At 68.1% G+C, this 17,869-nt stretch carries 18 protein-coding genes; 9 read left to right on the top strand and 9 right to left on the bottom strand.

Going from position 1 to position 17,869, the window contains the following annotated elements:
- The first annotated feature begins 298 nt into the window (after positions 1-298).
- Positions 299-1,654 carry a UDP-N-acetylmuramoyl-tripeptide--D-alanyl-D-alanine ligase gene (murF, locus tag C9F11_RS35120; RefSeq protein WP_138963335.1) on the top strand — a complete coding sequence of 452 codons (1,356 nt, stop codon included), beginning with the start codon at positions 299-301 and terminating at the stop codon, positions 1,652-1,654.
- 133 nt (positions 1,655-1,787) lie between these two features.
- Here the strand turns inward: murF and C9F11_RS35115 are convergent, their stop codons facing one another.
- Together C9F11_RS35115 and C9F11_RS35110 are read right to left on the bottom strand one after the other, a co-directional pair.
- On the bottom strand, positions 1,788-2,927 hold the full coding sequence (locus C9F11_RS35115) for a HAMP domain-containing sensor histidine kinase (protein ID WP_275940278.1): 1,140 nt from the start codon (positions 2,925-2,927) through the stop codon (positions 1,788-1,790).
- Positions 2,902-3,597 (bottom strand): response regulator transcription factor, encoded by a 696-nt coding sequence (locus C9F11_RS35110; RefSeq protein ID WP_138963333.1) that lies wholly within the window; start codon positions 3,595-3,597, stop codon positions 2,902-2,904. The genes C9F11_RS35115 and C9F11_RS35110 overlap by 26 nt, the downstream gene beginning before the upstream one ends.
- A gap of 86 nt (positions 3,598-3,683) precedes the next feature.
- Between C9F11_RS35110 and vanY-N the strand changes: the two genes are divergently transcribed.
- Both vanY-N and C9F11_RS35100 read left to right on the top strand, forming a co-directional pair.
- Positions 3,684-4,235 (top strand): D,D-peptidase/D,D-carboxypeptidase VanY-N, encoded by a 552-nt coding sequence (gene vanY-N, locus C9F11_RS35105; RefSeq protein WP_138963331.1) that lies wholly within the window; start codon positions 3,684-3,686, stop codon positions 4,233-4,235.
- Entirely contained in the window at positions 4,216-6,276 is a 2,061-nt protein-coding gene (locus C9F11_RS35100; protein WP_138963329.1) for an ATP-binding protein, read from the top strand. Before vanY-N ends, C9F11_RS35100 begins: the two co-directional genes overlap by 20 nt.
- Before the next feature lie 4 nt (positions 6,277-6,280).
- On the opposite strand, the gene C9F11_RS47635 is transcribed toward C9F11_RS35100, so the two are convergent.
- Entirely contained in the window at positions 6,281-6,424 is a 144-nt protein-coding gene (locus C9F11_RS47635) for a hypothetical protein (RefSeq protein ID WP_171075929.1), read from the bottom strand.
- A 667-nt stretch (positions 6,425-7,091) separates the two neighbouring features.
- Positions 7,092-8,057: a ParB N-terminal domain-containing protein gene (locus C9F11_RS35095; protein ID WP_138963327.1), complete on the bottom strand. Its 966-nt coding sequence runs from the start codon at positions 8,055-8,057 to the stop codon at positions 7,092-7,094.
- Between the two features lie 415 nt (positions 8,058-8,472).
- Here C9F11_RS35095 and C9F11_RS35090 point away from each other — a divergent pair, with 415 nt between their 5' ends.
- Positions 8,473-8,667 carry a hypothetical protein gene (locus C9F11_RS35090; RefSeq protein ID WP_138963325.1) on the top strand — a complete coding sequence of 65 codons (195 nt, stop codon included), beginning with the start codon at positions 8,473-8,475 and terminating at the stop codon, positions 8,665-8,667.
- 221 nt (positions 8,668-8,888) lie between these two features.
- Here the strand turns inward: C9F11_RS35090 and C9F11_RS35085 are convergent, their stop codons facing one another.
- Positions 8,889-9,083 carry a LysE family transporter gene (locus tag C9F11_RS35085; protein ID WP_138963323.1) on the bottom strand — a complete coding sequence of 65 codons (195 nt, stop codon included), beginning with the start codon at positions 9,081-9,083 and terminating at the stop codon, positions 8,889-8,891.
- Positions 9,084-9,543: 460 nt separating this feature from the next.
- On the opposite strand from C9F11_RS35085, the gene C9F11_RS35080 reads away from it, so the two are divergent.
- The 4 genes from C9F11_RS35080 (at position 9,544) to C9F11_RS35065 (ending at position 13,404) form a co-directional block, all read left to right on the top strand.
- A complete protein-coding gene (locus C9F11_RS35080) occupies positions 9,544-9,969 on the top strand; it encodes a helix-turn-helix transcriptional regulator (protein ID WP_138963321.1) in 426 nt (141 codons plus the stop codon).
- Positions 9,970-10,523: 554 nt separating this feature from the next.
- On the top strand, positions 10,524-11,066 hold the full coding sequence (locus tag C9F11_RS35075; protein WP_138963319.1) for a hypothetical protein: 543 nt from the start codon (positions 10,524-10,526) through the stop codon (positions 11,064-11,066).
- A complete protein-coding gene (locus C9F11_RS49990; protein ID WP_346347406.1) occupies positions 11,063-12,241 on the top strand; it encodes an MAB_1171c family putative transporter in 1,179 nt (392 codons plus the stop codon). The genes C9F11_RS35075 and C9F11_RS49990 overlap by 4 nt, the downstream gene beginning before the upstream one ends.
- Before the next feature lie 20 nt (positions 12,242-12,261).
- Positions 12,262-13,404: a serine hydrolase domain-containing protein gene (locus C9F11_RS35065; RefSeq protein ID WP_138963315.1), complete on the top strand. Its 1,143-nt coding sequence runs from the start codon at positions 12,262-12,264 to the stop codon at positions 13,402-13,404.
- Between the two features lie 165 nt (positions 13,405-13,569).
- On the opposite strand, the gene C9F11_RS35060 is transcribed toward C9F11_RS35065, so the two are convergent.
- Positions 13,570-14,016 carry a transposase gene (locus tag C9F11_RS35060; protein WP_171075928.1) on the bottom strand — a complete coding sequence of 149 codons (447 nt, stop codon included), beginning with the start codon at positions 14,014-14,016 and terminating at the stop codon, positions 13,570-13,572.
- A gap of 107 nt (positions 14,017-14,123) precedes the next feature.
- Positions 14,124-15,089, bottom strand: coding sequence for a pirin family protein (locus C9F11_RS35055; RefSeq protein ID WP_138963311.1), 966 nt, complete (start codon positions 15,087-15,089; stop codon positions 14,124-14,126).
- Positions 15,090-15,269: 180 nt separating this feature from the next.
- On the opposite strand from C9F11_RS35055, the gene C9F11_RS35050 reads away from it, so the two are divergent.
- Positions 15,270-15,614 carry a tetratricopeptide repeat protein gene (locus C9F11_RS35050; protein ID WP_138963309.1) on the top strand — a complete coding sequence of 115 codons (345 nt, stop codon included), beginning with the start codon at positions 15,270-15,272 and terminating at the stop codon, positions 15,612-15,614.
- Between the two features lie 25 nt (positions 15,615-15,639).
- On the opposite strand, the gene C9F11_RS35045 is transcribed toward C9F11_RS35050, so the two are convergent.
- Positions 15,640-17,001, bottom strand: coding sequence for a HAMP domain-containing sensor histidine kinase (locus C9F11_RS35045; protein ID WP_249402262.1), 1,362 nt, complete (start codon positions 16,999-17,001; stop codon positions 15,640-15,642).
- A 59-nt stretch (positions 17,002-17,060) separates the two neighbouring features.
- Positions 17,061-17,813: a response regulator transcription factor gene (locus C9F11_RS35040; RefSeq protein ID WP_138963305.1), complete on the bottom strand. Its 753-nt coding sequence runs from the start codon at positions 17,811-17,813 to the stop codon at positions 17,061-17,063.
- Between the last annotated feature and the right edge of the window lie 56 nt (positions 17,814-17,869).

Below are 17,869 nucleotides of genomic sequence, written 5' to 3'. Positions count from 1 at the left end.
CCAGCAGCGCTGTTGTCGGACCTGGTGCTCACACTGTCGGGGGTCCGGTCGATCCCGCGGGCGAGTCGGCACGGCCGCCCAGCCGCGGCCGTGCTCTCGCGGGGTGTTGGTCGGCAACATATCGTCCGCGTATCGAAAACTGCATACGCGCTGACAACACCACGCTCCCTTGGCTGGAAGGCATGAATTCCAGCGAACCAGCCTCTTGCATCCATTACCTCGCCAGCCCGCCCCCGATCGCCGTCACAGTGACCCGACGGTTGTTGACTCACCTCACCGATCCTTGCGCGGTCCAGGCATGATCCCGCTCAGCCTCGGTGAGATCGCCACAGTTGTCGGTGGGACGGTCGAGGGCGACGGCGCCGTGACGGTGACCGCACCGGCCGTGCTCGACGGCCGGCAAGCCGAACCGGGCGGCCTCTTCGTCGCCTTCGCCGGAGAACACGTCGACGGCCACGACTACGCCGTCCAGGCCGGCCGGGCCGGCGCGGTGGCCGTGCTCGGCTCCCGGCCCACGGCGCTGCCGACCGTCGTGGTCGAGGACACCAAGGCCGCGTTGCAGGCGCTCGCCGCCCACGTCGTGGCACAGCTGCGCGACCGGCTGACCGTCGTCGGAGTGACCGGCTCCCGCGGCAAGACCAGCACCAAGGACCTGCTGACGGCCGTCCTGTCGAGCTCCGCGCCGACGATCGCCACCATCGGCTCGCTCAACAACGAACTCGGCATGCCGCTCACCATGCTGCGTTCCAACGAGGCCACCCGGTTCCTCGTCCTTGAGATGGGCGTCCGCCGCATCGGCGACATCTCCAAACTCACCGGCCTGGTAGCGCCCGACGTCGGTGTCGTCCTCAACGTCGGCCAGGCCCACCTCAGCCATCTCGGGTCGCGCGAGGCGATCGCCCAGGCCAAGGGTGAGCTGGTGCAGGGTCTGGCGCCCGGCGGCACCGCGGTCCTGAACGCCGACGATCCGCGGGTGGCCGCGATGCGCTCGCTCACCGACCGCCCGGTGCTGACGTTCGGCCAGACGGAACGCGCCGACGTTCGCGTACTCGACGTGGTCCTTGACCGGCTCGCCCGGCCGTCCTTCACCCTGCGGACCGCCGACGCCTGGGCGCCGGTCACGCTGCCGCTCGTGGGCACTCACCAGGCGCTCAACGCGTCGGCTGCCGCGGCGGCGGGGCTGGCGGCCGACGTCTCCCTCGATGTGGCCGCGGCGGCGCTGCCCACGGTCGCGCTGTCGAAGTGGCGCTTGGAGCTACGCGATCTCGCCGGCGGCGCAACCCTGCTCGACGACTCCTTCAACGCCGATCCCGACTCGACCCGTGCCGCCCTGGACACGCTGGCGGCGATCGAGGGCAAGCGCCGCATCGCCGTCCTCGGCGAGATGCTCGAACTCGGCGACGACAGCGAGGCCCAGCACCACGCCATCGGGGAGTACGCCGCCTTCCGTGCCGACGTGGTGCTCGCGGTCGGCGCCCGGCCGCTCGCCGACGGTGCCGGGGAGCGGGCGGTGGCGCTGGCCGACAACGCCGCGGCCGTCGAGTGGCTGCGCGGCCGGATCACCGCCGGCGATGTGGTGCTCCTCAAGGCCTCTCGCGGGGCGCGACTCGACGAGGTCGCCGCCGCGCTCATGTCCGGGCCCCACCCGCGGTAGTTCCCTGCGATCCAGCCTGGGCGTCGGTGAACAGTGAGTGGAGGGGATCTCGTTGCCGCCACCGTCTGGGCCGGGTCGGAGGACACGCCTGGTACAGCTACGGCGCCTCCACCACGGTCGAGAGGGAGGTTCGTCAGGCCCGATCGCCATCCCTCCGTGTGTGCGCTGACGCGGCGGGCAGTTGCACCGTGACGCGGAGGCCGCCAGCGGGGCGGGGGGTGAGGGTGAGGGTTCCGCCGTGTGCCTGGGTGATGGTCTTGACGATTGCCAGGCCGAGACCGACACCCGCGTGGCTGCTGTGTATGCGTTCGGTGCCGCGCTGGAACGGCTCGGTAAGGGTCGAGACCAGCTGTGAGGTGAGCTTCTCGCCGGTGTTCTCGACAGTGAGCACAACCGTGTGGGGGCGGTTGCTGGTATTCACCCATACGACGCCCTTTTCGGGCAGGTTGTGGCCGATCGCGTTGTGCAGAAGGTTCGTGGTCATCTGCAGCAGGAGCGCAGATGAGCCGATGGTGGTGCCCATGTCGCCGGAGGTTTCGATGGTGACGCCCTGCTTTTCCGCCAAGGGGAGGAGCGTTTCAGTGGCTTCTTCCGCCAGGAGGGACAGGTCGACGGGTTCCCTGGTGAAGGACTGCTGGTTGGCGCGGCTGAGCAGGAGCAATGCCTCAGTGAGGTCGATGGCTCGGGTGTTGACCACGCGGAGGCGTTCGACAAGCTCGCAGGTGTCGTAGTTCGGATCGTTGTGGGCCACGTCGAGAAGCGCCTGCGTGACCGCCAGCGGGGTGCGCAGTTCGTGAGAGGCATTGGCCGCGAATCGCTGCTGTTCGGCGACGTGGGCTTCAAGCTGCGCGAGCATGGTGTCGAAGGAGTCGGCGAGTTCGCGGAACTCGTCTCGGCGGCCTGCCAGGCGAATCCGGTAGGAGAGCGGTCCGTTCGCCACCCTGCGTGTGGCCTCGGTGATGCGTATCAGCGGGGCGAGCATCCGGCCGGCCAGAATCCACCCGCCCACGAGACCGAACACCAGCAGGAACGCCAGCGCCAGGATTCCCGCCGGGACGAAGACGACTGGGCCGAAATTGCTCGGGTCGAAGACGCGTAGGAAGTCGGACCGATCGGGGACGTCCAGGCTGTTCGACCTGCCCCGCAGAAGGAATACCCAGGCGGCGGTGAGCAGCAAGGCGCCCGCGATCACGAGGAACCCGGCGTAGCTGAGGGTGAACTTGAGGCGGACGCTCAACCCTTGACGCCTATCCACGCACCGCTCCTCGGTCATCGGCGTCCGGTCCTGCGTCGATGCGGTAACCGACCCCGGGCACGGTGGTGATCAGCCAGGGCTCGCCGAGGCGTTTGCGCAGGGCCGAGACCGTGATGCGCACGGCGTTGGTGAACGGATTGGCGTTCTCGTCCCACGCTCGCTCCAGCAACTCCTCCGCGCTGACTGCACCGCCTTCCGCAGCGACGAGGACCTCAAGTACAGCGAACTGCTTCCTGGTCAGCGCGATGTAGCGGCCCTCGCGGTAGACCTCGCGGCGGAACGGATCCACACGCAAGCCCGCGATCTCCCGCACCGGTGGTCTGTTGTGGGCTCGCCTGCGGTTGAGTGCTCTGAGCCTGAGCACGAGTTCGCGAAGTTCGAAGGGCTTGGTGAGGTAGTCGTCGGCGCCGATTTCGAAGCCAGTGGCCTTGTCGTCGAGCCGGTCGGCAGCGGTCAGCATGAGGATCGGCATGCCGCTACCGGAGGCGACGATGTGTTTGGCGATTTCGTCACCGGTGGGTCCGGGGATGTCCCGGTCCAGGACGGCGATGTCGTAAGCGTTGGTGCTCAGCATCTCCAGAGCGGTATCACCGTCCCCGGCGATGTCAGCCGCGATCGCTTCCAGGCGCAGCCCATCGCGGATGGCCTGTGCCATGTAGGGCTCGTCTTCGACGACTAATACACGCATAGTCTGATGCTACGAGCCGGTGCATATCGTCGGTATATGGAAAACCAGATACGGGCTGGCAACATCACGCCCTCTTGACTGAAGACATGAACGAGCAACACGTTATCCCACCTCGGCCCCGTGACCGACTGTTCGCCGTACTTGCGGTGGTGCTCGCCGTACTCCTGCTCCCCGTGGCGTTCGTCCGCGATCCCGGCCGCGCCCGTGAACTGGCCTGTGGCTGGGCGTTGGGGATCCGCTTTCCCGCCGAGGATCTCACCGGGCTCGCCGACGGTGCCAGGGCGGCGTTCTCCGCCGCACGCGCTGAGGCGCTCTGGCGTCACGGGCAGCTCATCGGCCTCACCTCGGGGTACCGCGATCCCCTCGTCCAGCAGCGGTTGTTCGACGACGAGGTACGCCGCGTCGGCTCGCCGGCCGCAGCCCGGACACTTGTGCTGCCACCGGCGGAATCCAGGCACGTCAAGGGCACCGCGCTGGATGTGCGCCCGTTCGAAGGTGCTCGCTGGCTCGAGGAACACGGTGCCCGCTACGACCTCTACCGCATCTACGACAACGAGTGGTGGCACTTCGAGTACCGACCGGCCGCCGACTTGTCACCAACGACCCAGGAGATCCGCAATGCTCTGCAAGCTCGTTGACGAGGGGCAGCATGCCGGGCGCCTGGAAGAGCGCCTCCAGGCCGCGAGGCAACGTACCTTCGTCGGACGAAAGGAAGAGCTCGCCGTCTTCGAGGAGGCGCTGTGCACCGGGGCCCGGGTGCTGTTCGTTCATGGCCCCGGCGGTGTCGGCAAGTCGGCGCTGCTGGGACGCTTCGCCCAGCGGGCCGCAGAAGCGGATCGCCACGTACTGATACTGGACGGGCGGATTCTCGAGGAGTCTCCCGCAGCCTTCATGGCCGGGGCCGGTGTGGTGCTCGCCGACGAGCGCGCGGTGCTGCTGATCGACGCCTTCGAGCGGATGCAGGGCCTGGAGAGCTGGCTGCGCGAGCAGTTCCTGCCCTTGCTGCCGACCGGTGCGGTGGTGGTGATAGCTGGTCGCATACCCCCGGACATGATGTGGCAGGCAGAGCCCGGCTGGGCCGACATGGTGCGGATCGTCGAGCTGGGTGGGCTGGGACGCGTGGATGCCGCGGCGCTGCTGGACTCCCGCGGTGTGGCAGGTGAGTTGCACGAACCGCTGATCACCTTCGCCGGCGGGCACCCGCTTGCCCTGTCTCTCGGTGCCGCGGCGACTGCTGGGGAAGGTGCCGCCATCAGCGCCGCGGTGGCGGTCCATGGCAGCGCCGCCGACTCGCGCTGGAGGCCTCCCCATGATGTGGTGGCCACCCTGCTCGACCAGATCGTCGGTGAAGTGCCCAGTCCGGCGCACCTGCATGCCCTGGAGGTCTGCGCGCACACGTACATGTCCACGCAGGACGTGTTGCGCGCGGCGCTGCCCGGCGAGGACGCGGCGGCGCTGTTCTCCTGGCTGCGGCGGCTGCCCTTCGTCGAGCCGGGCCCGTACGGGTTGTACCCTCACGACGTCGTCCGTGAAATCCTCGAAGCCGACCTGCGCTGGCGCGACCCGCAGGGCTACGCCGACATGCACCGGTGTATCAAGGCCTGCCTCACTGAGCGGATCCGTGCCGCCGAGGACCCGGACGCGCTCGGGGCCGTCGGCTCGCTGTTCTACCTGCACCGCGGCGAAGGCCAAAGAGCAGAGCCACATGTGTGGCGCGGCGCAGGCGAGGTGTACGAGGACGTCTTCCGTCCCGAGGACGCCGAGGACCTGCTGCGCCTGGCCGCCGAGCAGGACGCAGGTACCGTCGCCGCTGTCTCCCATTGGATGTCCCGGCAGCCGCAGGCGTTCCGTCTCTACCGGTGCGCTGCGGACGGCGAGCTGGCAGGCGCCAGCGCCTGGCTCCGCCTGGAGGCGGAGGAACAGGCGCAGGCGGACCCGGTCGCGGCCACGGCCTGGGCCACTGCCCGGGCCAACGCTCCACTGCGGCCCGGCGAGCACGTGGCCGTCTACCGAAGCTGGGTGCGCGAGTGCCACCGGGGCTTCCCGCCAATGATGAATCTGATCCAGTGGCGGGCCGTGGCCTGGTTCCTGCGCTCGCCACACTTGGCCTGGTCGTTCATCGCCATGCGCAGTGACGACCGTTCGAGCGGTTGCTACGAGTACTACGACATGCACGATCTCGGACATCACGCGCAGGAGAAGGACGCTGAGTATGTCCTGGCCGCGCACGACTGGCGGGCCGTGCCGGCGCAAGTCTGGCTCGACCGGCTGTTGGCGACCGGCGCGCAGGAGGCCCCGGCCCCGCACGAGCCGGAGCTGGTGGTGCTGTCACAAGAGGAGTTCAGAGACGCCATCCGCCAGGCTCTGCGTCACCTGCCGACGCACGGGGAGCTGGCCGCCAACCCCCTCACCCGCACCAGGCTGCTCGCCGGCCAGCCCACCCCTGCCCGGGCGCTGCGCGAGCTGCTCGAAGACAACATCCGCAACCTGGGTCGGGATCCGTGGGCGGGCAAACCGCACCGCGCCCTCGACGTCACCTTCCTGCGTGGCGCCCCCACCCAGGAAGCCGCCGCCGAGCACCTCGGCCTGTCCTTGAGTACCTACCGCCGTCACCTGAACGCCGGTGTCGAACGCATCTCCGACGACCTCTGGCGCCGCGAACTCCGCGGGGCGGACTGAGTGCTCAGTCGGCCAGGATCGGCTGCAGCACCCCGCGTATCGACTCCTCGAAGATCACCAGGTGGTGGCCGACCTTACGCACACCCCTAGCGCTGACCTCGCCGCCCGCGGCGTCGGCGATAAGCAGTTCGGCCCTCATGGCCCGCATGGCCCCAGGCTGACGCCCGCGCCGGCGAGCAGCTTGCCTGCCCGGCCCACCGGCCGGCGAAGATGAGGTCTGCGACAGTCGCGTAGTCGACCAGGGGAACTGGCGGAGGCTCTGGCGCTCAACGCTGTGCACTACTCAACGCCGACGACCCGTACGTCATAGGCATGGCGGAGCGCACCAGGGCCCGGACCGCGCTGTACTGCCGGTCACCGGACACCAGTGGGGCCGAGGAGGCCTCCCTGGGCAAGCAGGGCCGGCTCGTCACCACCAACGCCTGCAACGCAAACCCCGAATCCATGCGCGCTGAGCTGCACGCGTGCAGAGCTCCGGCCAGTTCCCACCGCACCCTCACGGGACGGGCAGCAGGCCCACGTCGTGGGACCGGCACGAGCAACTCAGCCGACTGGTGGGCGAATTCGGCATCAACGTGCTGATCACAGTCGGCGAAGCGGGTCCACGGGCCACGGCACAGGAGGCGTCCAACGCGGAGGGCGCGCTACACATTGTCGAGGACATGGCCGAGGCGGTCAGGGTGGCCCACCGAGCTGACCGCGCCGGGAGACGTGGTGTTCGTCAGGACTTGCAGCGAGTACGGGCTGGGCACCCACGCGTGAGCTGGCCGCATGTTGGGGGGGCGTGGCCTGCGGCAGAACGCCGCCGAACGCGATCATTCTGTGGCCACAGTGGTCACCCAGTTCTCCAGGCGATCGGCGAACCCAGTCCAGACCCGGGCGTGCTCTCTGGCGAACTCGGCGACCACGCTGTACAGATGCGGCGGGATGCGATGCAAGATCCTTTCCCACTCCCGCCCGTCGATGGAGTGCATGATGAGCATTCGCAACAGGATTCGGCCGGTCTCGCTCAGCCGCAATGCCGGATCGGCCTTGAGACGCTCCAGCATCGCGAGACGATCTCGACCCACAGCGCGGCCGAAGTCCGTTTCCGTGCGAGGTAGTGGCTGCGACTCGGCCCGTAACTTCATGCTCCCGTCCCGGACCGGACTCTCACCACGCTCCAGCCGGCCTCGCACATCCCGGACCGTCTCCGGGGAGATGCCGACCTGCTTGGCGACCTGGCGGAGCGAAAGGCATGGATCACTGCGGATGAGTTCGGCAGCGAGTCTCCTCCGCCCCGAACCGTCGGCCGGACGGATGCGCCCGTCCCGACCGACCCTTGCCTCGACTCCGCTGTCTCCGGCGCGCCTGCGCAGGTCGGCCACCGTGCCGGCAGAGAGGCCGGTCGCCGAGGCCACCCGCCGATCGGACCACTGTGGATGCGTCCCGACGATGTGCGCGGCCGCACGCTTGCGATCAGCGAGCGAGAGCGGCAAACCATGCCGTATGTTCGCCTCGACCGCCAGGACGAAGGCGTCCGATTCGGTGCCATCGACGAACCTTGCCAAGATTTTCGTATCGCCTCTGAGCCGCGCTGCCTTCAATCGGTGCAGACCGTCAACCACCCGCATCGTTGGTCGGTGAACGAGAATGGGCGGAAGCTCTCCCTCTGTCGATAACAGTGTTTCGACGTGCTCCGAATCCTCACCTGAGGTTCGAGGCGAGAATCCCGAAGACAGCCGGGACAACTCGATTTCGACAACAGAGGGAGCAACGATGTCAACGCTCGTCGGATCCACCTGAACTCTCCCGTTCGAGTCTCTTCTTCTTCGTCAACGTTGCGGTGCACTACAGAACTCACTGGTTGCCACTATTCACCTGATCGTGTCGATGATGCGGTCTCAGAATTTTCTCCGCTAAGGAAAACCGAGCACACCTTCACAAGCCCCATTCAGGAACCCATCGGAAGGTTCCCTGACCTCAAGGTTTTCCTTCTGATACTGGTGTTGTGGGATTTCCCGCACCACCCAACTGTTCGGCCTCGGCAGTCGGACGCCACGGTCCCGTCCGCGTTGGCCACGGCCGTGCGACGAGTGTCCTCCACGGTCTCCCAGGCGGCCGACGGCGTCCCACTCTCCGGCGGCCACCGATCCCACAAAGACATCGCGCCCATCATCGGCGGCTCTCTCGCCCACGCATGACCACACGATCGCCATGCAGCCCAAGAACTACCGCTACCCCGCAGCCCACCAGGTGGTCACCGACGCTGACACCTGTCTGGCTGTGACGCTCAGCCGTCCGCTGCCCAGCCACCGCCACGACGCCCAAGGCCAGGAACAATCCGGTGCCAAGGCCACCGCCGGAAAGCTGATGATGATCGCCGAAGGCAGCCACCTGGGCACCAGATGAGTCATCCCGCACCGGCGGCAGAAGGCGGAAGTCGAACTGCCCACCCGGACCATCAGGAAGACCATGAATGCGGGATTGAGAATGAAGGCCAACAGCCCTTGCCAAGAAGCGGCGTTGACGGCACATCCGACGCCCTCGCTGCGGGAGGGGCCGGTGGTAGCCGGAGCCGACGTGACCGTGCCTTCCCTGACCAGCAGTCCGCGCGCACCCAGGCAGATCAGTTAGCAGGAGTCGACACAGGAGACCGCACGAAAGGGCCACGACAGCGCGACGACCACGATCCCCACACCCGCGATCGCCGCAGTGCTGTCGACCCCCACACCAAGAGCGACCCCCGCGAAGGCCCGCAGGCCGATGCGCCAGCCGTGCGGGATAGCGAAACGGGTCACCAGGGCGAAGTCGGGCCCGGGAGACACGACTCCTGGGAGGACGGCGGCACAGGCACCGAACTCGGCGCCGCACATCACCGCCGTCTGCCAGATCCGTGTCGGGCGGGGGTGAGAGGGCTGCCCACACAAAGCCACAGGACGCAGAACACATGCACGGGCTCGGCGGGCACTGGAACGACAGCTGCCCGACACCCGCTACCGGATCATGGAACGCAACCAGCGCAATCACCTCGCTCAGGGCACTTGATGCACAAAGGAGCCATGAGGTCCGGATCACGCAGTGACCGAAGAACCGTCCAGCCCCCACCAGGCAGTCCACCAGCAGTTGAAGTTTGGGTTGCAGTTCGTCTAGTGGTCGATTCCGCAGCATACTTTCACGCCAGCAAAGGCTCGTCAACTACCAGACGAGAAGCCGTAGTAGGCTTCGACTGTCCGTAGCACGGGGGCGCATGGGGCAGGGCACGTACAGCAGCCGCAGGAGGGCAGCATGACTGGGGCGTCAGAGCAGTCGACGCTTGCCGCACGCCTGGACAGCTTGTTTTCCAGGAGCCGCCCCCAGGGGAGGCGGTGGACCAACAACGAGGTTGCCGACGCAATCAAGGAGAGGCACCCTCACATACGCGTCAGCGGTGGCTATCTGTCAGCGCTGCGAAACGGCTCTCGCACACGGCCCTCACAGGAACTCCTGTCAGCGCTCGCGGAGTTCTTCGGCGTCTCACCAGCCTACTTCGTAGACCCCGACCACGCGGAACGAGTCAACGCCCAGCTCGCGGGGTTGGAGATGCTGGGCCAAGCAGGCGTCCGCGGAGTCGCCCTACGAGCGGTGGGCCTGCAACGGGACAGCCTTGAGGCGATCACGGCCATGCTCGATCAGGTGAGAAAGCTGCAGGGACTGCCCGCCGTGGAGGAATGACGATGCCAGAGCCGCACCGGCAGCCCCGCAAGAGCGCTCTCAAGCTCCTACGGTGGCACAGCGGAAAGGCCCTCCCACGGGTCCGCTGGACGGCCTGGCTACGAGCTCCTCCACGAGGATCGCAGTCGAGAACGCGAACATCCCCATCGCCTCGCTCACGGCAAGTGGTTCACGCCCCTGCGGCATGCGTGCCGCGCGGACGGACGAAGCCGACCAGGTCGTCCATGAGCCGGCACACAGACCGGGGTTGACTCGCCGCCTCCTCCGAGCCGACGGAACCGGCCCGGCAGCTCCATCAGCACAGCCAAGCCACGTACCCAGGCACGAGAAAGCAACGTTACGAATCTCGCAGCAACTTGTTGCTCCAGACGCCTGTGCGGCCACAACTTGATCAGAACAAGAGAAACGGGGGGAAGAATGCTGAACCAGTACCGCAGAGTCCGTCCCCGGAGCCAAAGGCGAGGTTTCCGAATACGGGATTTCTCCGTGCCGGTAGAGAGCATGCCGCCTCCACCCATAGCCCCTGGTCTTCCTTCCCTGAGGAGGCGTGTCCGGTGTCGCTGATGAGGAGACGCAGTCAACATCGCAACCTTGCACGCCTGCGCCGCAGTTGTGAAGCCCGTCTGGCCGCATTGGCACTTCCCGCGTCATACGACATTGCCGAGTTATGTGCTCTGCTGAGCGAGCGGCGTGGCCGTCCACTCCATTTGGCCCCGATCGCCATGCGGGCCGCACAACCGTGCGGTCTTTGGATAGCCTCGAGCACAGTCGACTTCATCATTTTCGAAGCCAAGACCACACGGCCTCACCAGGAACACATCATCGCGCATGAGCTAGCTCACATCATCTGCGGCCACCGCAGCGACTCCTCCCTGGATGACGCCACCGCTCAATTGGTGTTCCCCGACCTAGATCCTGCGCTTGTTCGAGACATGCTGGCGCGTACGGAATATTCCGAAATCCAGGAACAAGAAGCCGAGATGACGGCGAGTCTGATCAACGCCATGCGGATCGACTGCACCACTCCCCGCCTCCCCTCCGAGCAAAGGGCGCTGGGCGGGGCCTTGGGAATCACTCAGACACCCAGTCGGCTATGACGGTCAGTCAACTCCACAGTTTCGGGACAGAGTTGGAGACGGCAGGCGTCGCCTGCATGTGGGTCTCGCTGGGACTACGAGCTCCGGCCGTTATGCGGTCGAGCCAGCAACGCCCTCTATGGCTGGCGGTCTTAGGCGCCGCAGCTGCACTCACGCTCCATCTACCATGGTTCATCGACCTCCTGCACCAAGCCACTGGGCCCACGCATCTGACCGCGTTGGCCCGGAACCTGTTCGGCGTTCTCACCTCTGCCGCTGTGCTGGACTTCGTGCTCCTCGCAGTTCGCGGCTGTCACACCTACGCACTGTACGGTTTGGCTGGGCTCTTTATGGTCCCACTTGTCTGGTTAGACGCAGCCGCCGAGCCGCACTTGCACCATGCGATCCCCCATGCCTCCCATCCCACGCCATCGACCTCATACTGGGCAGTTCTCATCGCTGTCAATCTCAGCACAAACGTGGTGTGTGTGGTTGCCTGCTGGCGGTATAGCCGTGCGAGCCGAGATCTCTCCTTACGCGTCGGACTGCGGCTCTTCGGGCTCGGCGCAGCCTTTGCCGGCCTCTACTGGCTACTCAGTGCCGTATACGTCGGGGTTCGATACTCATGGATTCCGCCCATCAGTCCGCTTCTGCTGGGTTGTTATGCCTTCTCAAGAGCGAGCGCGATCTTCGTACCTCTCGGGGCTGCGGTGGCCGTCGCGCTCAGGCGGATGCGGATTGTGTGGCAACTGTGGCCGCTATGGCGCGACTTGGTCAACGCGGTGCCCGCCGTCAGCTTGACGCAGACCCGCCAACGCGGCCTTGCATTGCTGCAGCGTTCCGGCCCGCTGGACCTGCGCCTCTACCGGATAGTGATCGAGATTCGTGACGCGATTCTCGATCTACGTGCCCACATCCCCCATGCGGTACTGACCGAGGTCCGGGTCCGCCTGGAACGCGAAGGCGCGCCCCCCGCCGAGGAGGACGCCCGTGTGACCGCCTGTTGGTTACGCATAGCCCGAAGCATCAAGGCAGGAGGCACGCCGCCACTGCGCGGCGACCTGACCGCACCGGTCCTCGGGGGTGCGGACTTGCCCGGCGAAATCGAGTTCCTACGCAAAGTAGCCAAGGCGGATACTTCACCCCAGATCCGCCGAATCGCCGCTCACCTGAGCCAGTCGATAGAGAAACACTGAGACCGGAGACCTCGTCCGACATGGAAATACACGGCAACTGCAGCGACCAGTTCAGCGCGGTGCGGGAGACCTTCGCGGACTCTCTGCGCAGCGGATCGGACGTCGGCGCCTCCGTGGCGATCTACCTCGACGGCGAACCTGTCGTCGATCTCTGGGGTGGGTGCGCCGACCGAGAGCGCACCAAACCATGGCAGCGCGACACCCTCACTAACGTGTGGTCCACCACAAAGACAATGACTGCACTGTGCGCTCTCGTTCTCGCCGACCGTAACGAACTCGATCTGTGCGCACCAGTCACGAAGTACTGGCCCGAGTTCGGCGCCGCAGGAAAGAACCGAATCGAGATTCGGCACCTGCTCAGTCACACTGCCGGGCTCCCCGACTGGGACCAGCCGATGACACTTGACGACCTGTGTGATTGGGAGAAATCCACCACCTTGCTGGCACGCCAATCGCCCCGTTGGGAACCAGGCTCAGCATCCGGCTACCATCGCTTCACTCATGGATTCCTGCTCGGCGAGGTGATTCGCCGTATCTGCCAGCAGTCAATCGGCACGTTCTTCGCCGAGCACCTCGCTGCCCCGTTGGACGCCGATTTCCACATCGGCCTCGCGTCTGAAGACGATCACCGTGTCTCCGAGGTCATCCCCGCACCCGGGCCCGCGCCTGCACCCAACCCACGGGTAACCATCCCTGTCGGGGCATACGTGACGGCTCAGGACACCTGGAGCACTCAGTGGCACCGCGCCGAGATCCCGGCCGCCGCAGGGTACGGCAACGCACGATCTGTGGCCGCCGTCCAATCAGTACTCACCTCCAGCGGCCATACCCCCCAATCGTCCATTCTCTCCGAAGCCACTCGCCGCGCAGTTTTCGACGAGCAGAACCACGGCATCGATCTTGTGCTCGGTATCCCCCTACGCTTTGGTATCGGCTACGCCCTTGGCTCAGACGACGCGCCGGTCCGCACAGCCAACCTCCACACCTGTTACTGGGGCGGAAGAGGAGGATCGCTGGTCGTCAACGACCTCAACGCGCGCATGACCATCGCCTATGTGATGAACCAGATGACCCACCTCGGCCTCACCGACCCTCGTGGTCAGAAGCTCCTACGAGCCGCCTACAAGTCACTGAACCCTTCTCAGCCTGGGGGCTGGAAGTGATGACGGAATCGGCGCGAGAGGAATCTTGAGCGGCAGGGCCCCTCTTCGCCTGGCGGGTGATCTCACTCATCAACATCCGAGCACAGGGGCCCTGGTGTTCATGCATCGCCTCACGCTCGGTGTCCCGCACTGGCTTGACTCTGTCGGGGATCTTGATGAGCGAGGTCACGTTCCGAGGGTCCGCCAGGACCTGGGCCGGGGGATCTGATGCTGGTCGAGGGAGGTCTGGAAAGCGGTCGGCGTTCTCGGTAGGAGGCAATCAGCTGCTGGTTGGCTGCTGAGACGTTCGATGTTCACAGCGATGGCTGTGAGGACATGTTGCAGGTGGGCCTTTGGCTGGCCGCGGTAGCGGCGCATGCCGTATCCGTGGGCGACCTCGTTGACGGTGCCCTCGATGCCGGAGCGGACTGCGTACGGGTTTTCCACTCGGGTGTCTACTGCTCGGCGCGGACGCGGATCTGCAGCTCGCGGAGCGTCGATGTGGAAGTCGTCCCGGCCGAACCCGTCGCCCTGGCGGTGCTGGCGGGTGGGGTTGACCGTGAGCGGGCCGCTGACCGTGACCTGGTGTTCGCGGGCGGCCTGCTCCAGGTGGATCAGTGAGGTGTAGCCCATGACCGCCAGCGGCCAAGGAGGGGCAGCCTCCGCCAAGTAGCGACTTCGCCCCGCGGGACCACCTTTGCGCACCGCCCCCATCGGTGGTCCCACCACGTCTGCCCAGGTCAGCGCACGCGCCCCCGCGGCTTCAACGCCACCGGCGGCAGCTCCGGGGCCGGGAGCGGTGCGCCGTCGTAGCCCTTCACCTCGCCGAAGCGCGTGCCCGTCATCCAGTCGGTGCGGGCCTGTTCGATGTCGGCCTGGGTGCGGCCGATGAAGTTCCACCACATGATGAGCTCCTCCTCGAACGGCTCGCCGCCGAGGAGCATGAGGCTGGTGTCGGACGCGGCGCGTACGGGGAGTTCGGTGCGGCCGCAGCCCAGGTAGAGCATGGAGCCGGGGAGCAGCGGGACGCCGTCCACGTGGGCCTCGCCGGACATGGACAGGACGGCGTACTCGAAGTCGGTTTCGAGGGGGAGGCGCAGGTCGGCGCCCTGGGTGAGGGTCAGGTCCGCACCGACGATGGGGGTGTACGTCGTACCGGGCGACGTGGTGCCGTCGAGGGAGCCGAGCAGGAGCTTCGCGCTCAGGCCCGGCGCGGTGACGACCGGCAGGTCGGGGTGGTGCTCGAAGTGCGGCTCGGTGTGGCGGTGGGCGTCCGGCAGCGCCACCCAGAGCTGCGCGCCGTGCAGGAGGCGCGCGTGGGCCTTGGGGCTCTCCTCGGAGTGGGAGATGGCCCGGCCCGACGTCATCAGGCCCAGTTCGCGGGGGCGGACCGTCTGCAGGCTGCCGGTGCTGTCGCGGTGCAGGACCTCGCCCTCGTGCAGCCAGGACACGGTCTGCAGACCCATGTGGGGGTGCGGCGGCACCTGCATGCCGGGCTCGTCGGCGATGTCGTCGGGGCCGTAGTGATCGACGAAGCACCAGGCGCCCACCATGCGCCGCCCCAGGTTCGGCAGGAGCCGGCGCACCTCGGTGGACTCGCCGAGCTGTACGCGTCGAGGACTGAGGAGTTCCCGCACCGGTTCCGCGACGACGAACCCGCGGCCGCCGCACTGGGCCGGCACCGCCTCGCGATCAAGATTGCTCATGCCGCCCAACCTAGCCCCGACGGGCCCGGAGCGTCAGCATCCGCTTTCGTGCCGTCCGGCACCGGGGCGGGCCCCGCCCCCGTACCGTCACCCCCCCCGCCACCCTCCGCCGTCCCCCGCCCCCACGTAGTGGAATATTCAATTACCTCGTGCTGTTGTGTGCCGTCGAGGAGGCAAACAGTGAACATCACCTACTACGACCACGGCACCGCCGCCGAGCGCTGGGAGCGGGCGGGGCAGTTCTTCGACGCCAAGGAGTACGCGACGGCGGCGCGCATCCTCGCCCCGCTGGCCGACGAGGTGCCCGAGCAGGTCGCGCCGCGGCTGCTGCTCGCCCGCGCCTACTACCACTCGGCCCAGCTGCGCCGCGCCGAGACGGAGCTGCGCGCGGTCCTGGAGCTCGACCCCGTCGAGAGCTACGCCCGGCTGATGCTGGGCCGCACCCTCGAACGGCAGGGCCGGGACGCGGAAGCCGTACCGCACCTGCGGATGGCCGCCGCGCTGGACGGCGAGCCGGTCCTGTAGCCGGGAGGCCGGGGCCGCCCCGGCCTCACGGCTCGCCCAGGGTGAAGCCCACCACCGCCCCTCCCCCGGGCCTCGCCCCGGCGAACACCGTGCCGCCGTGGGACACCGCCACGTCGCGGACGATGGACAGACCGAGGCCCGAGCCGGGGAGGCTGCGTGCGGCCGGGGCGCGGTAGAAGCGGTCGAAGACGCGGGCGAGGTCGGTGGCCGCGATGCCGGGGCCCCGGTCGTGGACCTCGACGCGGCCGGTGGAGACCAACAGGTCGATGGGGGCGGTGCCGTCGCGGTCGAACTTGGCGGCGTTCTCCAAGAGGTTGGTGATGGCGCCCTTGACCGCGGCGGGGCGGGCCCGGACGGGCTCCTCGTCCCGGGCGTGGACCGCTATCTCACGGCCGGTGCGGCGGCGTGCCACGGCCGCGGCCTCTTCGGCGACCTCGGCCAGGACGACGTCGACGGGCGGTTCGTCGTCGTGGCGGCCCGCCGCGATGGCGACGAGTTCGTTGACGAGGTCGGTGAGTTCACGCGACTCGTCGGCCAGGTCGACGACCAGCTCCGCCCGCACGGGCGGCGGCAGTTCGTCGATGCGGCGCAGCAGCGCGATGTTCGTCCGCAGCGAGGTGAGCGGCGTGCGCAGCTCGTGCCCCGCGTCCTGGACGAGCCGCCGCTGGTCGTCCTCGGCCTGCGCGAGACGGCCCAGCATGCGGTCGAAGGAGCGGCCGAGCCGCCCCACCTCGTCGCTGCCCGCCACCGGCACCTGCCGGTCGACGCGGCCGGTCTGCGCCACGTCCTCGGCCGCGTGGGCGAGCCGCACCAGTCGCCGGGTGATCCGCCGGGCCAGCCACCACCCCGCCACGGCGGCGGCGAGCACCACGAGCGTGGCGAGCAGCAGCGTGCGCCGCTGGAGGCTGTGCAGCAGGTCCTCGGTGTCGCTGAACTGCCGCGCCACCTGGACGGCGCCCTGGCCTTCGCCCAGGGAGACGGTCACGAGCCAGTAGTCCCCGCGGGCGAGTTCGACGTCGCGGCGCGTCACCACGCCCGCCCGCTCCTCGGCGGCCGTCGCGCGTTCCTCGTCGCCCACCGGCAGACGGCGTCGGCCGCGCTCGGTGACCCCGCCGCGCGGGCCGAGGACCTGGGCGTCGGAGCGGGTGGGCCGGAGCAGGTCGTCGCGTATGCCGTCGCCGTCGAGGTCGGAGACGACGGTGATGCCCGTACGGTGTCTGCGCACCTGCTGGCGCAGGTCCTCGACGAGCTCGTTGAAGGCGGCGTGCTGGTCGCGGCGGATGAGGCGGGCCGCGGCGTCGTAGCTGAGGAAGCCCACCAGGAGGGTCACGACGACGGCGACCGCGGCGAAGGAGGCGGCGAACCTCGTGCCGAGGCTGACCCCGATCCGGGCGCGCGCCCGGCGGCCCCCTTCGGCGGCGCCCGGTGTGCCGTGGTCGCCGCTGCTCACGACGCCCGCAGGACGTAGCCGACGCCCCGCAGGGTGTGGATGAGCGGCGGCGCCCCGGGCACGTCGAGCTTGCGGCGCAGATAGCCCACGTACACGGCGAGGTTCTTGGAGCTCGGCCCGAAGTCGTAGCCCCAGATGCGGTCGTAGATCGTGGCGTGGTCCAGTACGAGACCCTCGTTGCGGGCCAGCAGGTGCAGGAGGTCGAACTCGGTGCGGGTGAGCCCGACTTCGCGCGGGCCGCGCCAGGCGCGGCGGGCCCCGGGGTCGATGCGCAGGTCGCCCGCCGTGACGACGCCGTCCGGCTCCTCGCCCGCGCCCGTGCCGGGCAGGGCCGCCGTGTCCGCCCGGCGCAGCAGCGCGCGCAGCCGGGCGAAGACCTCGTCGACCTCGAAGGGCTTGGCCACGTAGTCGTCGGCGCCCGCGTCGAGCCCGGCCACGCGGTCGGCGGTCTCCACCCGGGCGGTGAGCATCAGGACGGGTGTCCTGCTGCCTTCGGCGCGCAGCACCCGGCACACCTGGAGGCCGTCGATGCCGGGCATCATCACGTCCAGGACGAGCAGGTCCGGCGGTTGCCGGTGCACGGCCGCGAGCGCCTGGACGCCGTCGGCGACGGCCGTGACGCGGTAGCCCTCCAGGGTCAGGGCGCGCTCCAGGGCGTTGCGGATGGCGCGGTCGTCCTCGGCGAGCAGCACGGTGTGCGGTGGACCGCCGGGCGTCGGCGTGTTGCTGAACGGCTCGGTGTGCGGCATCCCGTTAGTCTGCCAACCGCCCCTGTTCCACCGGCGCGCGGCCGCGTTCTTACCGT

Source organism: Streptomyces sp. YIM 121038 (assembly GCF_006088715.1).
In the GTDB taxonomy this organism is placed as follows: domain Bacteria; phylum Actinomycetota; class Actinomycetes; order Streptomycetales; family Streptomycetaceae; genus Streptomyces.
Note: the sequence above shows the minus strand (reverse complement) of the source record. Positions and strands in the feature narration are given on the sequence as shown.

Excerpts from the sequence above, each read along its gene's own strand:
- murF (WP_138963335.1), top strand. The coding sequence starts at position 299 with ATGATCCCGCTCAGCCTCGGTGAGATCGCCACAGTTGTCGGTGGGACG.
- C9F11_RS35115 (WP_275940278.1), bottom strand. The coding sequence starts at position 2,927 with ATGACCGAGGAGCGGTGCGTGGATAGGCGTCAAGGGTTGAGCGTCCGC.
- C9F11_RS35110 (WP_138963333.1), bottom strand. The coding sequence starts at position 3,597 with ATGCGTGTATTAGTCGTCGAAGACGAGCCCTACATGGCACAGGCCATC.
- vanY-N (WP_138963331.1), top strand. The coding sequence starts at position 3,684 with ATGAACGAGCAACACGTTATCCCACCTCGGCCCCGTGACCGACTGTTC.
- C9F11_RS35100 (WP_138963329.1), top strand. The coding sequence starts at position 4,216 with ATGCTCTGCAAGCTCGTTGACGAGGGGCAGCATGCCGGGCGCCTGGAA.
- C9F11_RS47635 (WP_171075929.1), bottom strand. The coding sequence starts at position 6,424 with ATGCGGGCCATGAGGGCCGAACTGCTTATCGCCGACGCCGCGGGCGGC.
- C9F11_RS35090 (WP_138963325.1), top strand. The coding sequence starts at position 8,473 with ATGCAGCCCAAGAACTACCGCTACCCCGCAGCCCACCAGGTGGTCACC.
- C9F11_RS35080 (WP_138963321.1), top strand. The coding sequence starts at position 9,544 with ATGACTGGGGCGTCAGAGCAGTCGACGCTTGCCGCACGCCTGGACAGC.
- C9F11_RS49990 (WP_346347406.1), top strand. The coding sequence starts at position 11,063 with ATGACGGTCAGTCAACTCCACAGTTTCGGGACAGAGTTGGAGACGGCA.
- C9F11_RS35065 (WP_138963315.1), top strand. The coding sequence starts at position 12,262 with ATGGAAATACACGGCAACTGCAGCGACCAGTTCAGCGCGGTGCGGGAG.
- C9F11_RS35060 (WP_171075928.1), bottom strand. The coding sequence starts at position 14,016 with ATGGGCTACACCTCACTGATCCACCTGGAGCAGGCCGCCCGCGAACAC.
- C9F11_RS35055 (WP_138963311.1), bottom strand. The coding sequence starts at position 15,089 with ATGAGCAATCTTGATCGCGAGGCGGTGCCGGCCCAGTGCGGCGGCCGC.
- C9F11_RS35040 (WP_138963305.1), bottom strand. The coding sequence starts at position 17,813 with ATGCCGCACACCGAGCCGTTCAGCAACACGCCGACGCCCGGCGGTCCA.